Raw genomic sequence first — 20,522 nt, forward strand, 5'->3', positions numbered from 1 at the left:
GGGGATGCCCCTGGAGGGGAGTATTCACCGTAAGTCTGCGGCATCATAGAAAGGAATCGTTATGGATCTCAAGGGAAAAACAGTTTTAGTGACCGGTGCCAACGGCGGTATCGGCGGGGCCTTGGTCAAGGCGCTGCTTGACAAGGGGGTTGCAAAGGTCTACGCCGCTGGGCGGAGCACTGCCGCAGTCGCGGAATTGTCCCATAGTGGGGACGACAGGGTTGTCCCCCTCCGGCTGGACGTGACCCATGCTGCCAGCGTTGCAGGGGCGGCGGAGCAGTGCCGGGATGCGGACCTGGTCATCAATAACGCCGGCGTCAACCGGTGCATGGGGTTCATGGGGCCGGCCGCCATGGAGAACGCCCGCCAGGAGATGGAAATCAACTACTTCGGCACCCTGGCCATGTGCCGGGCGTTCGCGCCGGTGCTCGCCTCCCGGGTGAGCGGGGCGATCGTGAACGTCTGTTCCGTCATCGGCCTGGTCAACCTCCCGATCAACGGGACCTATTGTGCATCAAAGGCTGCGGTGCACTCCCTGATCCAGGGTTTGCGTGCCGAACTGGCTCCCCGGGGCATCCGGGTGATCGGCGTTTATCCCGGTCCGGTGGATACAAAAATGACGGCGGGTCAGCAAATGCCCAAGGCAACGCCGGATCAGGTTGCCGCCGCCATCCTGGCAGGGGTGGGGAAGGGGGATGAGTACATTTTTCCCGATCCCATGTCGCAGCATGTCCATGGCATGCTTGAAAAGGATCCCCGGCAGGTTGAGAAGGATTTCGGGGCAATGGTCGCCGAATAGCCCTGAAATACCATTAAAACGCAAGAAAGCCGCAGTTTCCCGGAATTGCGGCTTTCTTGCGTCTGAATCGGCGCGGAAATTTGACCACTATCGGTGACCCCTGGGAGACCCTCCGAGAATTGCTTCCGTGAAAATTGTGATGTCAGGAGCGTAGCTGGGTTTCGGTTCTGTGCGACCGGTAGTTCTCTCTACCCCTCTATAGTTGTTACTTACTAAAATACAAAACAATATCTTGCGTTGAATATGTCTGTTGAAGCATAATATTTAATGAGTTCGATAACATGCCGAATATACAAGAAATGACGTTGGCAAAAACAAGTTACATCGTTTTAGAAGCAAAAGCACTCGACGATACTCCGTCGGTGCCTAATGCAGCGACAGGCAATAGTTTATATATCCGTGGAGACACTATGGGGTTAACTAACAAGCCAGCGTCAAGCAATACGGATTTCTTCCTGGGGAAATTCAGCAATCTGGAACAGCTGTTCGAACAGGCCCAGTTTGGGATATCGATAATTGATCGCGACCTGCGCTTTATATATTTCAACAATCGAATGGCAACCATTGCCGATCTGTCAGCGCAGGACCACATCGGCAAAACCCTCGGAGAGGTGGACCTCCTGGTTGCTTCGGCTATAGAGCCGGTACTGTCCCGCACCATCGCCGAGGATTGTTCCTTTGTCGACCTCGAAATTGTTGTGCCCAAGCCGCTTCCGGACAAATCGTTCCAGGAGCGAATCTGGGTAATTTGCTCGTATCCACTAAGGGATAACGATGGAACCGTCACGCGCTGTGGGCTGGTGGTACAGGATGTAACAGCTCAAAAGTTAAAAGAAAGTGTTCAGGCAGAACGCATACAGGTGGAGGCCTTCCTTTCCAATCTCTCCTCGGCGTTCATTAATTTGCCAGTAAGTGAAGTGGACCGGAAGATTGAAAGGGGTCTGCGGGATGTCGTCGAGTTTCTGGGTTTCGAGCGAAGCAGCATCTGGCATCTGTCGACCGATCGCAGTTCTCTGCATATTACCCATTCTTTCGCCAAGCCAGGCATCAAGCCGCCGCCACCCGTCATTGCCGAGCTGATACCGGACTGGATCAGCATGATTCTGAATGGAGAAATTTTCCGGGTTTCTGATGTCGATGAATTGCCCGACAGATTTTGGAGAGAAAAACAATACTGCAAAGATCAGGGGGGCATAAAATCTATCATGTTTATTCCGGCCAGCATCGGCGGCACCATCGTCGGCGCCATTACCTTTGTTTCTTACCGGGTAAAAAGGGAGTGGCCCGATGAACTCACCCAGAGACTCCGCCTGTTATGGGAGATTTTTTCCAATGCCTTGGAACGGAAACGGGCCGATCAGAAAATTCAGAACGCCCTGTCGGAGATACAGCAGTTAAAGGACCGGCTGGAAGCGGAAAATGTCTACCTTCGCGATCAGATCGATGTTGAATACAAGCATGAGGAGATTATCGGCAAATCCGTGGCCATCAGGAATGTCCTTCTCCAGATAAAACAGGTGGCGGCTACCGATTCGACGGTGCTTATCCTTGGTGAAACCGGTACCGGCAAGGAACTGATAGCCCGGGCCATCCATAATGCCAGTGCCCGCAAGGCGCGGGCCATGATCAAGGTGAATTGTGCCGCATTGCCCGCGGCACTTATCGAGGCCGAACTGTTCGGTCATGAAAAAGGGGCCTATACAGGCGCGGTATCCACCCAGATCGGTCGATTCGAGGCTGCCAACGGTTCGACCATTTTCCTTGATGAAATCGGGGAATTGCCCTTGGAGCTCCAGTCCAAACTGCTGCGGGTCATCCAGGAAGGCCAGTTCGAGCGGTTGGGCAATCCAAAGCCGATCAAGGTAGATGTGAGGGTTGTTGCTGCAACCAACAAGAGCCTTGCCCAGGCCGTCAAAGACGGCGGTTTTCGCGAAGATCTCTACTACCGGCTCAATGTGTTCCCCGTTTCAGTCCCGCCATTGCGTGAACGGCGGGAGGATATCCCGCTGCTTGTATGGGCAATGGTCGAGGAGTTCAGTAAAGTCTTCGGCAAAGTTGTCGAGCGCATTCCCAAGAAGAACATGGAGGCCATGGAGCGCTATCGCTGGCCGGGGAACATAAGAGAATTGAGAAATCTGGTCGAAAGGGCCATGATTCTGAATAACGGCACCACGCTGGTGGTGGATATTCAGGATGGTTCCGCCATGGCCGCCAGCGAACCCATGACTATTGAGGGGGTGGAGCGGATGCACATTAACTCTGTCCTGGAAAAAACCGGCTGGCGGATCCGTGGCAGGAACGGTGCAGCTGAAATCCTCGGCCTGAAACCGACAACGCTAAACTCAAGGATGAAGAAGTTAGGGATCAAAAGAAAACATCCTTTATTCGAATCCACGTAATCAGCAGAAAAAAACTAGGTGCCCCTGCCTTTTGTTGTGTCACCTGTCGACGAAATATCGCCTCTCCGACGAAATATCGCCTCTTTTCAATTCCTCACCCATCAAATCCTTTGAACGATTTCTTGATTCTGTAATTTAAGCCCTTTTCCCCCATTTGCCCTAGTCCTGTAAGAGGAGTTTCTATGCAAGCAGCCGACGAAATATCGTCGGCTGCTTTGTTGTTTAAAACAATGTATTTACATTAATGTAACGAATTTTCTAGTAGAATTAGAGGTATAAGCAGATTTATCGATGAGATATTGAAAGGGCACGTTAGCTGCAAAACAATATTTTATATTAGGACAAGGTCAGAAGTGCTACTCACGACTTGCCTCCAGAGGAGCATCAAGGAATGACTAACCCTGTTTTTGTCGGCCTGGACATAGGAGCATCAAGAACCAAGGTCGCTGTCATTGATAATAACGGCAAATTGATAGGTCATGCGGTCAAAAAGTCCGGAACAGACTTTTCAGTGACTGCCGCCGCCTGTCTCGACATATCCCTGGAGATGGCCGGGACAACTCGGTCCCACGTGGCACGAGCCGTTTCCACCGGCTACGGGAGAGCCAATGTTCCTTTTGTCACTGAAACGAGCAAGACCGAAATCGGCTGCCTGGCCAGGGGATGCCGCCATAACTTTTCCGGTGAGCTCTCCATTATCGACATTGGTGGTCAGGACAACAAGATCATCAAGCTGGATAGTTCCGGCAGGCGCAGCAGCTTCAAGATGAACCGCAAGTGCGCCGCCGGCACCGGCGCCTTTCTCGAAGAGATGGCCGGCCGTCTCGACCTTCCCCTGGAAGGGATGAACGATCTGGCCCGCCAGTCTCATGAGATGGTCAAACTTGGCAGTTTCTGCACGGTTTTTTCCGGCACGGAAGTACTTGAGAGTATCCGGCAAGGCAAAAAGGTAAGCGACATCGTCAAGGGCATCTTCTATTCGGTGATCAAAAGGGTCTTGGAGATGGATTCCATCACAGACCGGGTCGTCATGACCGGCGGCGTGGTGGCCCACAACCCCTATATAGTCCAGATGACGGAAGAGATGATCGGACGTCCGGTCATGCTTCCGGAGTTCCCCCAACTGACAGGCGCCATCGGCGCAGCCCTCTACGCCCTTGCAGGAGAAGGTAAGGACTAAAGGCGCATGTTTGGAGCAGTAGGCCCCCCGGTGATTGCCAAGGAGAGATCGATGAAAGATGAAATCAAGCCGGCGAGAAAGAAAATCGAGGCAACCGACCTGATGAACAAGATCATGGCCGACTATTTTTTCGGTCTGAACGAGGCGGCCGCCACCGGCAAACAGAAGGTTGCCTGGTGCACCAGCGTGGGGCCGGCGGAACTTCTGAGGGCCATGGGTTTTGCCGTGCATTTCCCCGAAAATCATGCCGCCATGCTCGGCGCGACGAGACTTTCAACCGATCTCATTCCGGAGGCTAACGCCATCGGCTACTCGCCCGAGATCTGTTCATACCTGACATCCGATATCGGCGCATACCTGAAAGGGTTCACCCCCCTGTCAAAGGCCTATCCGGGCATAGAATCCGTCCCCAGACCCGATGTCCTTGTCTATAACACCAACCAGTGCCGCGATGTGCAGGACTGGTTCGCGTGGTATTCCAGACAGTTGGGGGTCCCCTGCATCGGCATAACCTCGCCAAAGAACATTAACGTCGTAAGTGACGCCCATATCCAGGATGTGATGCGGCAGATGGAAGCCCTGATCCCGACCCTGGAGGAGATCTCCGGCAGCAGGCTTGACATGGACAGGCTGAAGGAGGTGGTGGCGCTCTCCCGTGAGTGCACCGAGCTCTGGAAGCAGGTTCTGGAGACGGCCGTGGCGGCTCCAGCGCCCCTGACCTTCTTTGACGGCACGATCCATATGGGCCCGGCCGTAGTCCTCCGGGGGACACGGGAAGCTGTGGACTATTACAGGGTCCTGTTGGCCGAACTGCAACAGAGGGTCTCAGCAGGGGTGGGGGCAGTGGAAGGGGAAGGTTATCGCATCTACTGGGACGGCATGCCGGTTTGGGGGCGTCTGCGGCAGCATTCGGAGCTTTTTTCTGGTCTCGGGGCAAACGTGGTCGCCTCAACCTACTGCAGCAGCTGGATATTCCCTTCCTTTGACGAAATCTATCCCTTGCGCAGCATGGCCAAGGCCTACCTGGAACTCTTCATTGTCCGCTCCGACGCGTTCAAGGAGAGATACATCCGGGAGATGCTGCAGAAGTTCCGCATTGACGGAATCATTTACCATGATGCCAAAACCTGTCCCTGCAACTCAAACAGCCGTTACGGCATGCCCCAGCGACTTGAAAAGGAAACGGGCATCCCCCATCTGGTCATCTCCGGCGATCTCAACGACATGCGCTGCGTTTCCGACGAGCAGACCAAAACTAACGTAGAAGCCTTTATCGAACAGCTTGAGGAGGGAAGATAACTATGTTGGACTCACTTTTCAAACCCAGAGCCGTCGCCATAGTCGGTGCTTCCACCAAAGAACTCTCCATCGGCAACGTCATTATCCGCAATCTGCAGAAGTACGGTTACAAGGGAAAGATCTATCCTCTGAATCCCAGCGCTCCTGAGGTGTGCGGCATCAAGGCATACAAAACGCTGGAGGAGATCCCCGATCAGGTAGACCTGGCCCATGTCATCATCCCGAGCAGGTTCGTGCCGCAGACCATCGAGGATTGCGGCAAAAAGGGGATCAAGGCAGTCATCATCAACTCTGCCGGCTTCAGCGAGCTCGGCGAGGAGGGGGCGCGGCTCCAGGAAGATTTTCTCCGCCGGGGCAAAGAGTTCGGCGTGAGGGTCTTTGGCCCCAACTGCCAGGGGATCATCAATTCAGATCCCGAACTGAAGGCGTATTGCAACTTCACCTTCACCTACCCGGATCCCGGCTATGTGTCGGTTGTGGCCCTGAGCGGCGGAGTTGGCGCCCTTATCATGCAGGCCCTGGCGGATCTCGGCGTAGGCCAGCGGCTCTATGCCTCCAACGGCAATGCCTGCGATATCTCCATCCCCGAAATCGTCCGCTACTATGGCGAGGACGAGGGAACCAAAGCGGTAATCCTCTACACCGAGGGTTTCTCCAATCCCGGTGAATTTCTCGAAGCCGCCCGGGAGGTAACGGCAAAGAAACCGATCCTGGCCATGAAGGCCGGCCGTACCGAGCAGGGGGCCAAGGCGGCTTCCTCCCACACCGGTTCCCTGGCCGGAGTCGACATTGCCACTGAACTCATCTTCGAGAAGACCGGCATCCTTTCCTTCACCGATGAGGGGGAAATGGCCCGGGCAGCCATGGCATTCGCCAGCCAGCCGATCCCCAAAGGGAACCATGTCGGCATCATCACCAACACCGGCGGGCCGGCCGTCATCGCCACCGACGTCCTCGTCTCCTGCGGGCTGGAGGTGCCGAAGCTTGGGGAAAAGACCATCGAGAAGCTGAAGGAGAGTCAGCTTCCCGAAGCAGCCCTGGAAAATCCCATTGATGTCGTGGCCACAGCCGGCGGCTCCCAGTTCCGCGGCGCCCTGGATGTGCTCCTTGACGAGGATGGGGTCGACAGCATCTTCATCAATTTCGTCACAGCCCCCTTCACCGACACCCACGAGGTCGCCCGCCAGATTGTTGAGGTCAACAGGTTGGCGAAGAAGCCCATCGTCTGCAACTTCATGACCGACCTGAGCCAGGGGCGGTTCCAGATCACCAGGGATATTCTCAAACAAGGCGGCGTACCCATTTATGCCAACCCCAGCGACGCCGCCAAGGCTCTGGGCGCTCTCGTCAAGTATGGCTCCCTGAAGCGCCGTGACATCGGCCTGCCTGAGACCTTCACCGATGTCGATGCCGCAAAGGCACGATCGATCATTGAGCAGGCCCGGCAGGAAGGCCGCAGTGTCCTTTCCGCCACCGACGTCTACACCATCTTCGACGCCTACGGCATTCCCGTAGCACGCTGGCGGGTAGTGGCAAACGCCGCCGAAGGTGTCGCAGCCGCAGAAGCGATCGGCTACCCGGTGGTGGTCAAGGTCGACTGCGAGGAAATCGATCACAAGAGCGATATGGGCGGTGTTGCCGTTAATCTCAAGGATGCCGCTGCCGTGAACGCAGCGGTCGATGACATGGAGAGCCGCCTGGGCAGTTTCGGCAAGCTGCGATATTTCGTCCAGAAATTCCTTCCCGGCGGACGCGAACTGATCATCGGCGCCACTGCAGAGCGGGGGCTGGGGCACCTGGTAATGTTCGGTCTGGGGGGCATCTATGTGGAAGTGCTTAAGGACGTGTCCTTCAAGATCGCGCCGGTCACCAGGGTGGAGGCGGGGGAAATGCTTTCCTCCATAAAGACCGCGGCCCTCCTGGACGGCGTGCGTGGCGAGAAGGGGATTGACCGGGGTGCCGTCATCAACCTCATCCAGCGTGTCTCCCAACTGCTTAATGACTTGCCGATGATACAGGAGATGGACATGAACCCGGTCATGGCCTTCGAAAAAGGTGTCTACGCCGTGGACGGCAGAATCCGGATCTGAATCGGCAACCGCCCTTAACAAGACCCACCAAAGGAGGAACTACAATGTTGGAAAAGGCGTATATCCCCTACCGCGGCTACTACAGCACCCCCTTCGCCAAATGGCAGGGGGCCCTGGCCAATGAAAACGCCATCGTCCTTGGCGCTGCCACATCGAAGCGTTTCTTCGCGAGCAAGGGGTGGGATCCCCGAACCATCGAATATGTCCTGGTCGGCAGCACCGTCTACCAAAAACAGTGGTTCTACAGCGGCCCCTGGGCCGCGGCCCTGATGGGCGCGGAAGGGGCCCCCGGCATCCTGGTCAGTCAGGCCTGCTCCACCTCCACCTTCTCCATCTATCAGGCCGGCATGGGGATAGAAACCGGAATGTTCAATAACAGCTGGTGCCTTCTGGCTGACCGCCTTTCCAACGGCCCCCACGCCACATGGCCCAATCCGAACGGTCCCGGAGGGCAGCAGATTGCCGAGGACTGGGTCATGGACAATTTCGGCAAAGACCCCTGGGCAGGGGGGGCCATGATCCAGACGGCGGAAAACGTTGCGAAAGAGTATGGCGTCACCCGCGAAGAATGCGATGCCGTTACCCTGCGGCGGCAGGAGCAGTACCTGGACGCCCTGGCCAATGACCGTGAGTTCCAGAAACGCTACATGTTCCCCGCCGAGGTGCAGCTATCCAAGAAGAAGTCAATTTTTCTCGAGACAGATGAAGGGATCACCACCAGCACCAGAGAGGGACTGGCCGCCCTCAAACCGGTCCTGCCCGAGGGGGTGCATACCTTCGGCGCCCAGACCCATCCGGCCGACGGCAACGCGGGCATCTGCGTCACCACCCGGGAGAAGGCGAAGGAGCTGAGCGCCGACCCTGGCATCGAGATCCAGGTAGTCTCCTTTGGCTTCGCCCGCACCAAGAAGGCATACATGGCCGCGGCTGTCGCCCCTTCGGCGCAGATGGCCCTTGAGAATGCCGGCATCAGGGCCGGCGACCTGGGAGCCGTCAAAACCCACAATCCCTTTGCCGCCAACGACATCGTCATGGCCAAGGTCATGGGACTGGATCTGGACGGCATGAACAACTACGGTTCCTCACTCATCTTCGGCCATCCCCAGGCCGCCACCGGAGCCCGACTCATGATCGAAGGGATCGAGGAGCTGGCCATCAAGGGGGGAGGGTATCTGCTCTTCTCCGGCTGTGCCGCCGGTGACACCGCCGCCTCTATCGTGCTGAAGGTGAACTGAAAATTAATCCCACAACAAACGGAGCAACCACATGGGCTACCACTACATCACACTGAAGCAGGAAGAGCGGGTCCTGACCATAAGCCTCAATCGGCCGCCGACGAATCCCCTCAGCAGCGAGTTTGGCCTTGAGTTGTTCAAGGCCTTCAGGGAGGCCGAACAGAGGGACGACGTGACGGTGGTCGTTGTCACCAGCGCGCTGGAAAAGGCATTCATCGCCGGAGCTGATATCAAGGAAATGGCAGCCATGAGCCAGGCGGAATCGGAGGCATTCTCGAAGCTGTTGCAAGACGCCAACAACACCCTTGAGCGGATGAAGAAGGTAGTGATTGCCGCCATTAACGGCCATGCCCTCGGCGGAGGATGTGAGCTGGCCATGGCCTGTGACTACCGCTTCATGGCAGCCGGCAAGGCCCTGATCGGCCTGCCCGAGGCCGGCCTCGGCATCGTCCCCGGCGCCGGCGGCACCCAGCGGCTGCCACGCCTCGTCGGTATTGCCAGGGCCAAGGATATCCTCCTGTGGGGGAAGGTGATGGGCCCTGAAGAGGCACTGGCCCTTGGCCTCATCGACAGGATCATCCCTGCCGAGTCATTCATGGCCGAGGTGATGGAATTCGCCCACAAACTCGCCTCAGGCGCGGGCAAGGCCCTGGGCTATATCAAGGTGGCGGTAAACGAGGGGGTAGACCTCCCCATGGAGCAGGCCCTGGCGGTGGAGCGCAGATATGGTCTGGAGAACCTCCTGACCCACGACGCCAGGGAAGGGCTCACCGCTTTTGGAGAAAAAAGGAAGCCGAACTTTCTGAGCAAATAAGAGCTCACAACGACTACCAAAGGAGAACGAATCATGAAACTCGATGATATCACGACGGTAGGAATGGCGGGTGCCGGCAGTATGGGGGCAGGGATCGCCCAGGTTGCCGCCATGGCAGGCTTTCAGGTCAACGTGGTGGACGTAAGCGAAGCGGTCTGGAGCCGGGCGGAGAAGACCATCGCCAAGAGCCTGGAGCGGATCGTCAAGAAAGGGGCCATGACCGAACAGGAGATGAAGGAGACCCTGGCCCGGATCAGCTTCTCCACCGACGTCAGTACCCTGAAGGAAGTTTCTTTCATCTTCGAGGCGGTCTTCGAAGATATTAACGTCAAAAAGGAATTGTTCGCCAAGCTGGACGCAGTCTGCGGCGACGACACCATCTACGCAACCAATACCTCCTCCATCGCCATTACCGAAATGGCAGCCCTGGTGAAGCGCCCTGCCAACTTCGTCGGCATGCACTTCTTCAATCCCGTGCCGGTAATGAAGCTGGTGGAGGTCATCCCGGCCCTCCAGACTGCCGAGGCTACCAAGAACCTGGCTCTGGAGATGGCCAAAAAAATCGGGAAGACCGCCATCACCTGCAAGGACACCCCCGGCTTCGTCGTGAACCGGCTGTTTGTTCCCTACATCATCGACGCCGTCCGGTTGCTTGAGGAAGGTGTGGCCTCGGCCGAGGACATCGACACCGCCATGAAGCTCGGTTGCAACATGCCCATGGGGCCCCTGGAATTCCAGGATTTCGCCGGGGTCGACATCGGCTACCACGTCAGCAACATCTTCTACGACTACATGAAGGAAGAACGCTACGCTCCTCCCGGCCTGCTGCGGAACATGATCAAGGCCGGCTATGTGGGACGCAAAGCCGGCAAGGGGTTCTACGACTATCCGGAGAACTGATACGGGCGGATTTGGATTTCATTCACGCGAAAAGGAGAACTAATCATGGCCGCAACCATTTGGAAAGAAATCAAGAATTGGCGGGAAATTTACAATTCACGAGTGACGACCGCTGAAGAGGCACTCCGGTCGGTCAATTCCGGCGACCGTCTCTACCTGACGGGGAACGCTTCCGTTCCTCTGCAATTGCTGGAAGCGCTGGTGAAACGAGCGCCGGAACTCCATGACGTGGAAGTGTCCCAGGTGCTGACCATCTGTCCGCAGGACTACGTTTCCCCTGAGATGCAAGGACACGTGCGGGTCAACACCATGTTCATCAGCCCCAATGTCCGCCAGGCAGTCAACGAAGGTCGCGCGGATTTCACCCCCGTGCTGCTCTCGGAATTTCCGCTGTTGTTCAAAAATGGCCATCTGCCCCTTGACGTGGCACTCCTCAACGTCTCGCTTCCTGACGAAAACGGGTTCTGTTCCCTGGGGGGCGAAGCGGGTCTCACCATGACGGCTGCGGAATCCGCCAGGATAGTCATTGCCCAGGTAAACAAGAAGATGCCACGGACGCTGGGGGATACCTTCTTTCACGTCTCCCGCATGACACACATCGTCGAGGTGGATGCGCCACTTACCGAAAGACACATGGCCGAAGAGGGGGACCCGGAAATCGTCGAACAGATCGCCGGCCATATTTCCAGCCTCATACCCGACGGCGCTACCATGCAGCTGGGCATCGGCGCCATTCCCGATGCCGTGCTCAAGCACCTGTTCAGTAAAAAGGACCTGGGGATCCATTCAGAATTGATCTCTGACGGAGTCATCGACTTGGTGGAGGCGGGTGTCGTCAACTGCTCCCGCAAGACACTCCATCACGGCAAGATCGTCTGCGGTTTCCTTCTGGGCACAAAGCGTCTTTACGACTGGGCCCACAACAATCCCATGATCGAACTGCACCGCACTGAGTACGTCAATGATCCGTTCGTGGTCGCGCAGAATGACCGCATGGTTTCGGTAAATGCGGCGATCGAAGTGGATTTCACGGGGCAGATCTGCGCCGACAGCATCGGCCCGAGGATGTATTCAGCGGTGGGGGGGCAGATGGACTTCGTCTATGGGGCGTCCCGCTCAAAAGGAGGCGTGGCGGTGATCACCATGCCGAGCACGTCAACGATGAAGGACGGAACCGTGGTCAGCAAGATCACCCCGCTCTTGAAACACGGCGCTGGGGTCGTTACCAGCCGCAACCATGTGCGTTACCTGGTGACTGAGTATGGGGTAGCGGACTTGTATGCAAAGAGTGTCCGTCATCGCACCCAGGCACTGATCAATGTGGCCCATCCCCGATTCCGCGACGAACTGACCGAAAAGGCAAAGGAGCTGAAGTACCTGCCTGCATAACGATCGGGATGCTTCGCGCACATACAGCCAGAACGAGAAGGAATATCACTTATGAAAACAATAATTTCCGGCAACGAAGCAATAGCCCTGAGCTTTGAGGACTCCGGCGGTGTCTTCGCCTCCGGCTATCCCGGAACGCCCAGCACTGAAACACTGGAAGAGGTGGCCCGCCTCGGCAAGGTGTACTGCGAATGGGCGCCCAATGAAAAGGTCGGCCTCGAATCGGCAATCGGCGCATCTCTTGCCGGCGGCAGGGCGTTGGCTACCATGAAGCATGTGGGGGTGAACGTTGCCGCCGATGCACTCATGACCCTGACCTATACCGGAGTCAACGCCGGCCTGATTTTGATGGCCGCCGATGACCCGGGGATGCACTCTTCCCAGAATGAACAGGACAGCAGGAATTACGCGAAGTTTGCCAAAATCCCGATGCTGGACCCGGCCGATTCCCAGGAGGCCTATGACTTTGTCCGGACGGGGTTCGAGATTTCCGAGCAGTTCGACACCCCGGTAATGCTGCGCACCACCACCAGGATCTCCCACGCGAAAGGGATCGTGGAACCGACGGGAAAAATCCAGCCGAAGGTTGGAGAGTGGGTGAAAAACGTACCGAAGTACGTGATGCTCCCCAATTTCGGCAAGATCAAGCACGTGGAGGTGGAGGCGCGCCTTCTCAAGCTGCAGGAATTTGCCGAGACCTCTCCTCTTAACCGGCTGGAGATGGGGGATACCGACCTCGGCATCGTCACCTCCGGCATTTCCTATCAGCACGTGAAGGAGGCGTTCCCCACCGCCTCGATCCTCAAGCTCGGGCTGGTCCATCCGTTACCGGAAAAGAAGATCCGGGAGTTTGCCGGCAAGGTCAAGCGCCTGATGGTCGTCGAGGAGATGGACGCCATCTTTGAGGAGCAGATCCGGGCCATGGGGATTGGGGTCCATATCGGCAAGGACAAGATCTCCTTTTGCGGCGAGGTGAACGCCGACATTATCCGGGCCGCGGCAGGGGCGCCGATAACGACTGGGACCGCGGCTCCCGTCGAGAACCTGCCGCAACGCCCCCCCACGTTCTGCCCCGGCTGTGCTCACCGCGGACTGTACTCCATCCTGAGTAAGCTGAAGGTCTTCGTATCAGGCGATATCGGCTGCTATACCCTGGGCGCCCTCCCACCCTTGAGCGCCATGCATACCTGTATCTGCATGGGGGCCAGCATCAGCGCCGCCCACGGCATGGCCAAGGTTAATGAAATTGCCGGCCGAACGGAAAAACCGGTTGCCGTCATCGGCGATTCCACGTTCTTCCACTCGGGAATCACCGGCCTTTTGAGCATGGCCTACAACGGCGGCAATGCCCTGGTCATCATTATGGACAACCGCACCACCGGCATGACCGGAGGGCAGGAAAACCCCGGTTCCGGCCAGGTCCTGCAGGGTGAGCCGGCCCAGCAGGTGAACATGGTGGATCTTGTCAAGGTGCTCGGGATCCACAATGTCGTTGAGATCAACTCCTATAACCTCGAGGAAACCGAGGCTGCCATCAGGAAAGGGCTGGAAACCCCTGGACCCTACGTCCTCGTGGACAAGAATCCCTGCATCCTCCGCTACAGGGTGAAAAAGCCCCTGTACAAGGTTGCTCAGGATAAATGCACCGGGTGCCGTGCCTGCCTCAAGGCCTCTTGTGTGGCACTGGGTCTGACCGCATCCGGCGAAAAGCCGAAGGTGGGCATCGACCCCAATATCTGCAACGGATGCGGTGTTTGCGCACAGCTCTGTAAATTTGACGCAATGTCTGAAGTCTGAGAACTGGAGGAAATGATGAAAGTTTTCAATATCGTTATTGCAGGGGTCGGCGGACAGGGGGTCTTGATGGCCTCCAAGGTTCTTGCCGAAAGCGCCCTCGCGAGCGGCATGGATGTGAAGCAGAATGAGGTGCATGGAATGGCCCAGCGGGGAGGGAGCGTGATTTCCTTCGTGCGGATCGGAGATCAGGTTTATTCACCCGTGGTCATGCCGGGTAGCGCCGACATCCTGATTTCTTTCGAGCCGCTGGAGGCGCTGAGGTATGTGCACTATCTCAAGCCCGGCGCCATGCTGGTGTACAACAAGGGCACCATCAATCCCAGTACCGTTGCCTCCGGGCTGGCGACCTATCCTTCTGACGTGGAGGAGCAGATATCCGGGATATGCGGCGATGCCCACGGAATTGAGGCGCTGTCTCTCGCGCAAGAGGCCGGCAATGCAAAGGCGGTCAACATGGTCATGGTCGGCTCAGTGCTGAAAAATCTACCCATAGATGCGCAGGTCGTTGAAGGGGTCGTTAAGGCGCTCTCCAAAGATAAGGGAGTCGAGGTCAACCTGAAGGCACTTCGGGGCGGAGCCGCTGCTGCCTGACCATCGTGCGGCGGCTTACACCCAGCCGCACGCACCTTCGAGGCACCGCCGGTTCGGAAGGTCGAAGTCAGTTTTCGAGGGAGGTTCTCATGAAGTTGAAACAGCTTTCAGTTTTTCTTGATAATGCCCCCGGCCGTCTCTATGAGGCCACCCACGCGCTTGGTGCGGCGGGTATCAACCTGAGGTCGCTCAGTATATGTGATACCGCCGGGTTCGGCATTCTGCGCATTCTGGTCTCCGACGTGGCCAAAGCCCGCAAGGTGATGATGGAAAAACAGATTCCTGCGCGTGTTGACGATGTAGTTGCCGTGGAGATCGAAGATGTCCCTGGCAGCTTGTCCAACAAGGTTCTCAAGCTGTTTCTGGATGCCCAGTTAAACGTGGACTACATGTATGCCTTTGCCGGCACAGGCCCCTCGTTGGGAAAAGCGGTGATGATCTTCCGTTTCAGCGACAACGATCGGGCAATCGGGATCATGCAAGGCAGCAACATCAAGATCCTTGATGCGGAGTCTTTCGGAATGCTTGAAAGCCCCAGTTAGTAGTCCGTGGTTCAGACCAGCCTCAAGGAGTCACGATATGAAGGAAAAAAACAGCTACAAACCAACAAAATTTGCCGTGATCGGTGCCGGACCGGTGGGCGCGATCGTGGCCGCCTTTCTCGCGAAGGGAGGTTACGATGTCACCCTCTGCGATGTGGTCCCGAGTCTTCTCGAACCCGCTCTGGAGCGGGGGATAATCCTGGAAGGGGTCGATACCCTGCAGGCCAAGGTCGCAAGGGTTACCACCAGCGTGGACGATCTCATCAACGATCCGCCGGATGTCATTATAGTTACGGTCAAGGCCACCGCTCTGCCCCTGATCGCTTCCGCCCTTGAAGGATTTGTCGCCGAGGGGCGTTACGTCATCAGCTGGCAGAACGGCATCGACACCGAACTGGTGCTGGCAGAGCATCTCGGTCGCAAGCATGTCATGCGGGGAGTCGTCAATTACGGCTGTGTCCCGGTGAGCCCTTGCCATATCCGGCTTGCCTTCCATCATCGCCCTCACTTCATCCAGGAACTTGACCCGCAGTCCCGGGATGCGGCCATCGGCATCTGTAACGTCTTTACCGAGTGCGGGCTCGATACCATGCACACCGACAAGATCACCGACATGGTCTGGCGCAAGTCAGTCATGAACTCGTGCATGAACGCCATCTGCGCTGTCACCCGCAAGACCATGATCGAGATCACCATCGATCCGATCCTCTCCGACTTGGTTGACGCCCTGATCAAGGAAGGTGTTGCCGTGGCCCGGGCCAACGAATTTTCCCTCGGCTCCGACTTTTACCCTTACTGCATCAATTACCTCAAGAACGCCGGGAACCATAAGCCGTCCATGCTGCAGGATCTTGAGGCCGGGCGCAGGACAGAAGTGGACTTCATTAACGGCAAGATTATCGAATATGGAGCCCAGGCCGGGATGCCAACCCCGTACAACAACATGATTCGCGGCTTGGTAAAGGCCCTCGAATCCAAATAGGGTGGAAGCCCTGAGAGAAATGAAGAGGAGGTGGAGGTGATCTAATCCGTGCAGGGACTGATGTTAACGGCGGAATCGTGGATGGTAAAGAATAAGGGGGACCTATGACAGAAACGAATATCAATTGGGTAGCAATAGCCAGTCATCCGAAATTTGTGGAGCTGCACCGGGCAAAAATGCGGTTTCTGGTCGGATTGTGGGTTGTGGGGGCAACTTCGTATTTTCTGTTACTTATCGGAGCGATTACTGCACCTGGACTCTTTAATACGAAGATAATCGGCAGGCTGAATTTCGGTTATCTGTTTTGCCTGTTTCAGTTTGTTTTGTCGTGGGCCATTGCCATCTACTACACCCGCAAATCAAATAAAGAATTTGATCCTCTTACGAAAGAACTGGTCGACCTGATTATCGAGGAGAAATTCCAATGAAAACTATACTTCTTTCTTTGATGATCGGGCTCATTTTCGGTTCATCGGCGCTGGCTGCAGATCCTCCGACAAAGCCTGCGGCCCAGGCCGGGGCGGTGGCTTCGACACATACACCCCCGGTTGCTGGTACGCCGGCCCCGCTCCTCGCCACCCGGAACAACCCCGGCACTCCGGCCGTCAAAGCGGCCGCCATGCCTAAAAAGATGCAAACCAACCGGGGTTTCACCATCTCTATGTTCCTGGTGATTATCGCCGCAACGGGAGGGATTGTCGTCTGGGCGTCAAAGAGCACCAGTACCGCTGCTGATTATTATGCTGCCGGTGGGGGTATTTCCGGGATGCAGAATGGGTGGGCAATTGCCGGAGATTTCCTGTCTGCTGCCACCTTTCTCGGGATAACGGGGCTGATGTCGCTCTTTGGCCCTGACGGCTTCATGTACTCGGTGGGGATCATTATCAGCTTCTTGACCATCCTGCTTATCATTGCCGAACCGTGCCGCAATGCCGGCAAGTATACCCTCGGAGATATTCTTGCCTTTCGCTCATCATCAAAGACAGTCCGCGCGGTCGCTTCCCTTTCTGCCGTTGTAGTCTCCATCTTCTACCTGCTCGGGCAGATGGTTGGGGCCGGCAAGCTGATGCAGCTACTGTTGGGCATCCCTTACAAGGCTTCGATCATCGGCGTCGGCGCCCTGATCATTGTCTATGTGGCACTAGGAGGGATGAAGGCTACAACCTGGGTGCAGATCATCAAGGCCGCGCTCCTCATGTTCACCGGTCTTGTCCTGAGCATCGCGATACTCTGGAAATTCGGCTTCAACCTGCTCAGTTTCTTCGACAGCGTGGCAGCGAGCCAGGCAATTCAGGACCACGTGCGTGGGGTCATGAAACATCCCAGCGCCGAGCCGGGTTTCGATTACGGTCAGCGGTTCCTGGAACTGGGGCTGTTCTTCAAAAATCCGCTGGACCAGATATCGCTTGGGCTTGCCTGGATTCTTGGCGCCGCCGGGTTGCCTCATGTCATGATGCGGTTTTTTACCGTTCCCAACGCCAAGGAAGCGAGAAAGAGCGTGGTCGTCTCCATGTTCCTGATTGGCGCCTTCCTGATCATGGTTTCTTTCCTTGGGTTCGGTGCCGCCCTCTATGTTACTCCCCAGCAGATCACCGCCCTCGATAAGGGTGGAAATATGGCGGGGCTCATGATCGCCCAGTATGTGGGGGGCGGCGCCGGAACCTTTGCCGGTGACCTGCTGCTGGCCTTTGTCTGTGCCGTCGCCTTTGCCACCATCCTGGCGGTGGTCTCGGGGCTCGTTCTTGCTTCATCGGCTGCAATCGCCCATGACCTCTATGTCAATGTCATCAAAGGCGGCAAAGCCGATCAGGGCACGCAGATAAAGGTGGCCAGGGTCGCTTCCTTCTTTGTCGGCGCTATTGCAATCGTGCTCGGCATTGCCTGCGAGAATCTCAATATTGCCCAGTTGGTCGGCCTGGCGCTTGCCGTTGTCGCCTCTGCCAACTTCCCTGTCCTTATCTTTGCCCTCTTCTGGAAGCGCTTCAATTCTGCGGGCATCATCACCGGTTTAGTTGTCGGCACGGTGGTTACTATCGCAGTTCTGATGGTCTCGCCAAATATGACCTATCCGAAAAAAATCGCGGCTGATGCCCAGAAGATCATTCTCGCAATGGAGAAAAAACAGGCCGAAGGAGCTGTGCTGGCCGAAAAGGATCTGAAAGCTCTGGAAAAAGCGAGAGTTGATTATGCCCAGAACAAAAATGGTACCTCGCTGGTTGGACTCGATGCCCCGCTTTTTCCACTCAAAAATCCGGGTATTGTGTCGGTACCGGTCGGCTTCCTGGTCACGATTGTTGCTACCCTTCTCTTCCGCAACCGACGTGAGGAGGAGATGTTCGAAGAGCTCTTTGTCCGGCAGACCACCGGTTACGGCGTAGCGAAAGCGGCCAAACACTGAAATATGGCTTATCCACAGAAAGGGGCAGGAATTTTGAATTCCTGCCCCTTTCGGCGCCCTGCTGACCCGTCATGACATTTTAATCCGCCATATAAACAGTGTGTTATGAAGTAGGCGGGAAAATTCGACGCCGATGGCGGGTCAAAGCTCTGATATATAAAAAAGAGATGAAAGCTCAAAGGCTTCCATCTCTTTTCATTACATTATGGTTTTAGGTGAGTCTCAAAACGGAATGTCGTCATCGGGGTTGAAGGCCGGCTCGTCGTAGGCCGGCCCGCCGCCGAATCCGCTCTCCTGGCCTCCGCGTCCGCCGGAGCGTCCACCGCCCCCCTCACCCTTGCCGCCAAGCATCTGCATCCGCTCGCCCACCACCTCGGTGCTCCAGCGGTCGCGACCCTCCTTGTCCTGCCACTTGCGGGTCTGGAGCCGCCCCTCGATGTAGACGGTCCGCCCCTTGGCCAGGTATTCGCCGGCGATTTCAGCCTGGCGACCCCAAAGGACCACGTTGTGCCACTCGGTCTTCTCTTCGAACTCGCCGTTTTTGTTCTTGAACTTCTCGCTGGTGGCGAGGGAGAAGCTGGCCACCGCCGTGCCGCCCGGGGTGTAGCGGACCTCCGGGTCCTTGCCGAGATTGCCGATGAGCATTACCTTGTTGAGACTCGCCATGGGAGCCCTCCTTCGGGGCGTTGATGTATGTCGAAAACCGCTGCAGTGTATAGGAATTGAGGGGGCTCTGGCAAGCTATATTTGGTTTGACGAACCCGGCAAAAAGTCGTAAGGTTAACCGGATTTACGCCCGGAGTCGTGAATGCTTAACGGTTTGATTTATCTGCTCTTTTTTGTGCCGATCACCGGCTTTTTCAGCATGCTCGCCATGATCGGCGGGCTCATCGATTCAAAGGGTGGCTTCGCCCACCGGTGCGCCCTTGGCTGGAGTCGTGTCGGCCTCATGATGGCCAGGGTCCGCCTCCGGGTGAGCGGCACTGAACTGGTGCCGGCGGGGGGGCCGGTAATCTTCATGGGAAACCACCAGGGGAACTTCGACATCCTTGTCCTTTCTCGGGCCATCCCGCGCCGGTTTTCCTGGCTGGCCAAGGAGGAGCTCTTCCGCATTCCCCTCTTCGGAGCCGCCATGCGGCGGGCCGGCTACATACCCGTGGACCGGAGCGACGGCCGCAAGGCCCTGCGGAGTCTCAACGCCGCGGCGCAGCGGATCATGTCCGGGACCAGCGTCGTCATTTTCCCCGAGGGAACCAGGACCGCCGACGGCTCCCTCCTCCCCTTCAAGAAGGGGGGCTTCATCCTGGCGGAGCGTGCCGGAGTGCCGATCGTTCCCTTCACCATCAACGGCAGCATGGGGGTCAATCCGCGCAACACCGTGAGGCTTGTTCGCGGCGCGGAGATTTCCGTCCGGTTCGGCGCGCTGATTCCCACCTCCGGCGACGGGGCACTGAAAGGGCAGCCCCTCATGGATCAGGTGCGGGACGCCATCCAGGCGGGGCTGGAGGCCTAGGATGCCGATTCTTTCCATGGGGCTCATTGCCGCGGGACTTGCCGCCGTTGTCTGGGGACTGACTGCGGCCCACCGGCTGGCAAGGCCGTGGGACATCCTGGCCGCCCTTGCCGTTCTCGGAGGTCTGGTTTCAGCCCTGATGGGAACCTTGCTTGCCGTTGTGCCGGGATTTTTCCAGTGATCGAACGGACCAAGAACATTATTGCCAACGTGACGGTGATCGCCATAATTGCCCTTGTCCTCATCGGGGGAAACACCTGGTGGCGGCAGCGGACCCAGTTCCACCGGGGAGAGGCGGCCCTGGCGGCGCGGGATTCCATGGCGGCCATCGCCGGGTACGAGGCGGCCATCCACATGTACACCCCGGGGAGTTCTCTGGTGGATGCTTCGGCCCGACGCCTCTGGGAGATGGGGGGTGAGTTCGAGCGCCTCGGCGACCTGGATCGTGCCCTTATTGCCTACCGGGCGCTGCGGAGCTCCTTCTATGCGGCCCGGTGGCTCGTGCAGCCGGGCCAGGAGTGGATCGAGGGGTGCGATCGGAAGATTGCGGATATTCTCAGGCGGCAGGGATACGCCCCGCCCGCGCCGAGGTAA

The 20,522-nt window shown here is 57.2% G+C and carries 19 protein-coding genes; 18 read left to right on the forward strand and 1 reads right to left on the reverse strand.

The genetic code is table 11. The features are described 5' to 3' along the window. Positions 1–61: 61 nt before the first annotated feature. From RCH91_RS17290 to RCH91_RS17360, 15 genes are all read left to right on the forward strand, one after another. On the forward strand, positions 62–799 hold the full coding sequence (locus RCH91_RS17290; protein WP_306536256.1) for an SDR family oxidoreductase: 738 nt from the start codon (positions 62–64) through the stop codon (positions 797–799). A gap of 281 nt (positions 800–1,080) precedes the next feature. Then, positions 1,081–3,198, forward strand: a complete 2,118-nt coding sequence (locus RCH91_RS17295; protein ID WP_306536257.1) for a sigma 54-interacting transcriptional regulator — start codon at positions 1,081–1,083, stop codon at positions 3,196–3,198. A 391-nt stretch (positions 3,199–3,589) separates the two neighbouring features. Further along, positions 3,590–4,378, forward strand: a complete 789-nt coding sequence (locus tag RCH91_RS17300) for an acyl-CoA dehydratase activase (protein ID WP_306536258.1) — start codon at positions 3,590–3,592, stop codon at positions 4,376–4,378. Between the two features lie 51 nt (positions 4,379–4,429). After that, complete coding sequence (locus tag RCH91_RS17305; protein ID WP_306536259.1) at positions 4,430–5,677, forward strand: 2-hydroxyacyl-CoA dehydratase subunit D; 1,248 nt, start codon at positions 4,430–4,432, stop codon at positions 5,675–5,677. A 2-nt stretch (positions 5,678–5,679) separates the two neighbouring features. Further along, positions 5,680–7,767 (forward strand): acetate--CoA ligase family protein, encoded by a 2,088-nt coding sequence (locus tag RCH91_RS17310; RefSeq protein ID WP_306536260.1) that lies wholly within the window; start codon positions 5,680–5,682, stop codon positions 7,765–7,767. Between the two features lie 44 nt (positions 7,768–7,811). Then, positions 7,812–9,002, forward strand: a complete 1,191-nt coding sequence (locus tag RCH91_RS17315) for a thiolase family protein (RefSeq protein WP_306536261.1) — start codon at positions 7,812–7,814, stop codon at positions 9,000–9,002. Between the two features lie 31 nt (positions 9,003–9,033). Beyond that, positions 9,034–9,816: an enoyl-CoA hydratase/isomerase family protein gene (locus tag RCH91_RS17320; protein ID WP_306536262.1), complete on the forward strand. Its 783-nt coding sequence runs from the start codon at positions 9,034–9,036 to the stop codon at positions 9,814–9,816. Positions 9,817–9,849: 33 nt separating this feature from the next. Further along, positions 9,850–10,716 carry a 3-hydroxyacyl-CoA dehydrogenase family protein gene (locus tag RCH91_RS17325; RefSeq protein WP_306536263.1) on the forward strand — a complete coding sequence of 289 codons (867 nt, stop codon included), beginning with the start codon at positions 9,850–9,852 and terminating at the stop codon, positions 10,714–10,716. A 45-nt stretch (positions 10,717–10,761) separates the two neighbouring features. After that, the gene (locus RCH91_RS17330; protein ID WP_306536264.1) at positions 10,762–12,105 is read left to right on the forward strand and encodes an acetyl-CoA hydrolase/transferase family protein; all 1,344 of its coding nucleotides are present in this window, start codon (positions 10,762–10,764) and stop codon (positions 12,103–12,105) included. Between the two features lie 51 nt (positions 12,106–12,156). Then, the gene (gene iorA / locus RCH91_RS17335) at positions 12,157–13,902 is read left to right on the forward strand and encodes an indolepyruvate ferredoxin oxidoreductase subunit alpha (RefSeq protein ID WP_306536265.1); all 1,746 of its coding nucleotides are present in this window, start codon (positions 12,157–12,159) and stop codon (positions 13,900–13,902) included. Between the two features lie 15 nt (positions 13,903–13,917). Next, entirely contained in the window at positions 13,918–14,493 is a 576-nt protein-coding gene (locus RCH91_RS17340) for an indolepyruvate oxidoreductase subunit beta (RefSeq protein WP_306536266.1), read from the forward strand. Positions 14,494–14,582: 89 nt separating this feature from the next. Continuing rightward, positions 14,583–15,035 (forward strand): amino acid-binding protein, encoded by a 453-nt coding sequence (locus RCH91_RS17345; protein ID WP_306536267.1) that lies wholly within the window; start codon positions 14,583–14,585, stop codon positions 15,033–15,035. Positions 15,036–15,072: 37 nt separating this feature from the next. Further along, complete coding sequence (locus tag RCH91_RS17350; protein WP_306536268.1) at positions 15,073–16,017, forward strand: ketopantoate reductase family protein; 945 nt, start codon at positions 15,073–15,075, stop codon at positions 16,015–16,017. 104 nt (positions 16,018–16,121) lie between these two features. Continuing rightward, the gene (locus RCH91_RS17355; protein WP_306536269.1) at positions 16,122–16,445 is read left to right on the forward strand and encodes a DUF485 domain-containing protein; all 324 of its coding nucleotides are present in this window, start codon (positions 16,122–16,124) and stop codon (positions 16,443–16,445) included. Further along, entirely contained in the window at positions 16,442–18,415 is a 1,974-nt protein-coding gene (locus RCH91_RS17360) for a cation acetate symporter (RefSeq protein ID WP_306536270.1), read from the forward strand. Before RCH91_RS17355 ends, RCH91_RS17360 begins: the two co-directional genes overlap by 4 nt. 222 nt (positions 18,416–18,637) lie before the next feature. On the opposite strand, the gene RCH91_RS17365 is transcribed toward RCH91_RS17360, so the two are convergent. After that, positions 18,638–19,081 carry a single-stranded DNA-binding protein gene (locus tag RCH91_RS17365; protein ID WP_306536271.1) on the reverse strand — a complete coding sequence of 148 codons (444 nt, stop codon included), beginning with the start codon at positions 19,079–19,081 and terminating at the stop codon, positions 18,638–18,640. 142 nt (positions 19,082–19,223) lie between these two features. On the opposite strand from RCH91_RS17365, the gene RCH91_RS17370 reads away from it, so the two are divergent. From RCH91_RS17370 to RCH91_RS17380, 3 genes are read left to right on the forward strand one after another with little or no spacing between them, the layout of a single operon-like run. Beyond that, complete coding sequence (locus RCH91_RS17370) at positions 19,224–19,928, forward strand: 1-acyl-sn-glycerol-3-phosphate acyltransferase (RefSeq protein WP_306536272.1); 705 nt, start codon at positions 19,224–19,226, stop codon at positions 19,926–19,928. Position 19,929: 1 nt separating this feature from the next. Continuing rightward, positions 19,930–20,109: a hypothetical protein gene (locus RCH91_RS17375; RefSeq protein WP_306536273.1), complete on the forward strand. Its 180-nt coding sequence runs from the start codon at positions 19,930–19,932 to the stop codon at positions 20,107–20,109. Beyond that, on the forward strand, positions 20,106–20,522 hold the full coding sequence (locus tag RCH91_RS17380; RefSeq protein WP_306536274.1) for a tol-pal system YbgF family protein: 417 nt from the start codon (positions 20,106–20,108) through the stop codon (positions 20,520–20,522). Before RCH91_RS17375 ends, RCH91_RS17380 begins: the two co-directional genes overlap by 4 nt.

This window comes from Geobacter sp. (genome assembly GCF_030834625.1).
GTDB lineage: Bacteria > Desulfobacterota > Desulfuromonadia > Geobacterales > Geobacteraceae > Geobacter.

What these genes read in the sequence shown, in the direction of transcription:
- RCH91_RS17365 (WP_306536271.1), bottom strand. Translation starts at nt 19,081, where the DNA reads ATGGCGAGTCTCAACAAGGTAATGCTCATCGGCAATCTCGGCAAGGAC.
- RCH91_RS17330 (WP_306536264.1), top strand. Translation starts at nt 10,762, where the DNA reads ATGGCCGCAACCATTTGGAAAGAAATCAAGAATTGGCGGGAAATTTAC.
- RCH91_RS17355 (WP_306536269.1), top strand. Translation starts at nt 16,122, where the DNA reads ATGACAGAAACGAATATCAATTGGGTAGCAATAGCCAGTCATCCGAAA.
- RCH91_RS17290 (WP_306536256.1), top strand. Translation starts at nt 62, where the DNA reads ATGGATCTCAAGGGAAAAACAGTTTTAGTGACCGGTGCCAACGGCGGT.
- RCH91_RS17310 (WP_306536260.1), top strand. Translation starts at nt 5,680, where the DNA reads ATGTTGGACTCACTTTTCAAACCCAGAGCCGTCGCCATAGTCGGTGCT.
- RCH91_RS17295 (WP_306536257.1), top strand. Translation starts at nt 1,081, where the DNA reads ATGCCGAATATACAAGAAATGACGTTGGCAAAAACAAGTTACATCGTT.
- RCH91_RS17315 (WP_306536261.1), top strand. Translation starts at nt 7,812, where the DNA reads ATGTTGGAAAAGGCGTATATCCCCTACCGCGGCTACTACAGCACCCCC.
- RCH91_RS17300 (WP_306536258.1), top strand. Translation starts at nt 3,590, where the DNA reads ATGACTAACCCTGTTTTTGTCGGCCTGGACATAGGAGCATCAAGAACC.
- RCH91_RS17325 (WP_306536263.1), top strand. Translation starts at nt 9,850, where the DNA reads ATGAAACTCGATGATATCACGACGGTAGGAATGGCGGGTGCCGGCAGT.
- RCH91_RS17320 (WP_306536262.1), top strand. Translation starts at nt 9,034, where the DNA reads ATGGGCTACCACTACATCACACTGAAGCAGGAAGAGCGGGTCCTGACC.
- RCH91_RS17340 (WP_306536266.1), top strand. Translation starts at nt 13,918, where the DNA reads ATGAAAGTTTTCAATATCGTTATTGCAGGGGTCGGCGGACAGGGGGTC.
- iorA (WP_306536265.1), top strand. Translation starts at nt 12,157, where the DNA reads ATGAAAACAATAATTTCCGGCAACGAAGCAATAGCCCTGAGCTTTGAG.
- RCH91_RS17370 (WP_306536272.1), top strand. Translation starts at nt 19,224, where the DNA reads ATGCTTAACGGTTTGATTTATCTGCTCTTTTTTGTGCCGATCACCGGC.
- RCH91_RS17360 (WP_306536270.1), top strand. Translation starts at nt 16,442, where the DNA reads ATGAAAACTATACTTCTTTCTTTGATGATCGGGCTCATTTTCGGTTCA.
- RCH91_RS17345 (WP_306536267.1), top strand. Translation starts at nt 14,583, where the DNA reads ATGAAGTTGAAACAGCTTTCAGTTTTTCTTGATAATGCCCCCGGCCGT.
- RCH91_RS17350 (WP_306536268.1), top strand. Translation starts at nt 15,073, where the DNA reads ATGAAGGAAAAAAACAGCTACAAACCAACAAAATTTGCCGTGATCGGT.
- RCH91_RS17305 (WP_306536259.1), top strand. Translation starts at nt 4,430, where the DNA reads ATGAAAGATGAAATCAAGCCGGCGAGAAAGAAAATCGAGGCAACCGAC.
- RCH91_RS17375 (WP_306536273.1), top strand. Translation starts at nt 19,930, where the DNA reads ATGCCGATTCTTTCCATGGGGCTCATTGCCGCGGGACTTGCCGCCGTT.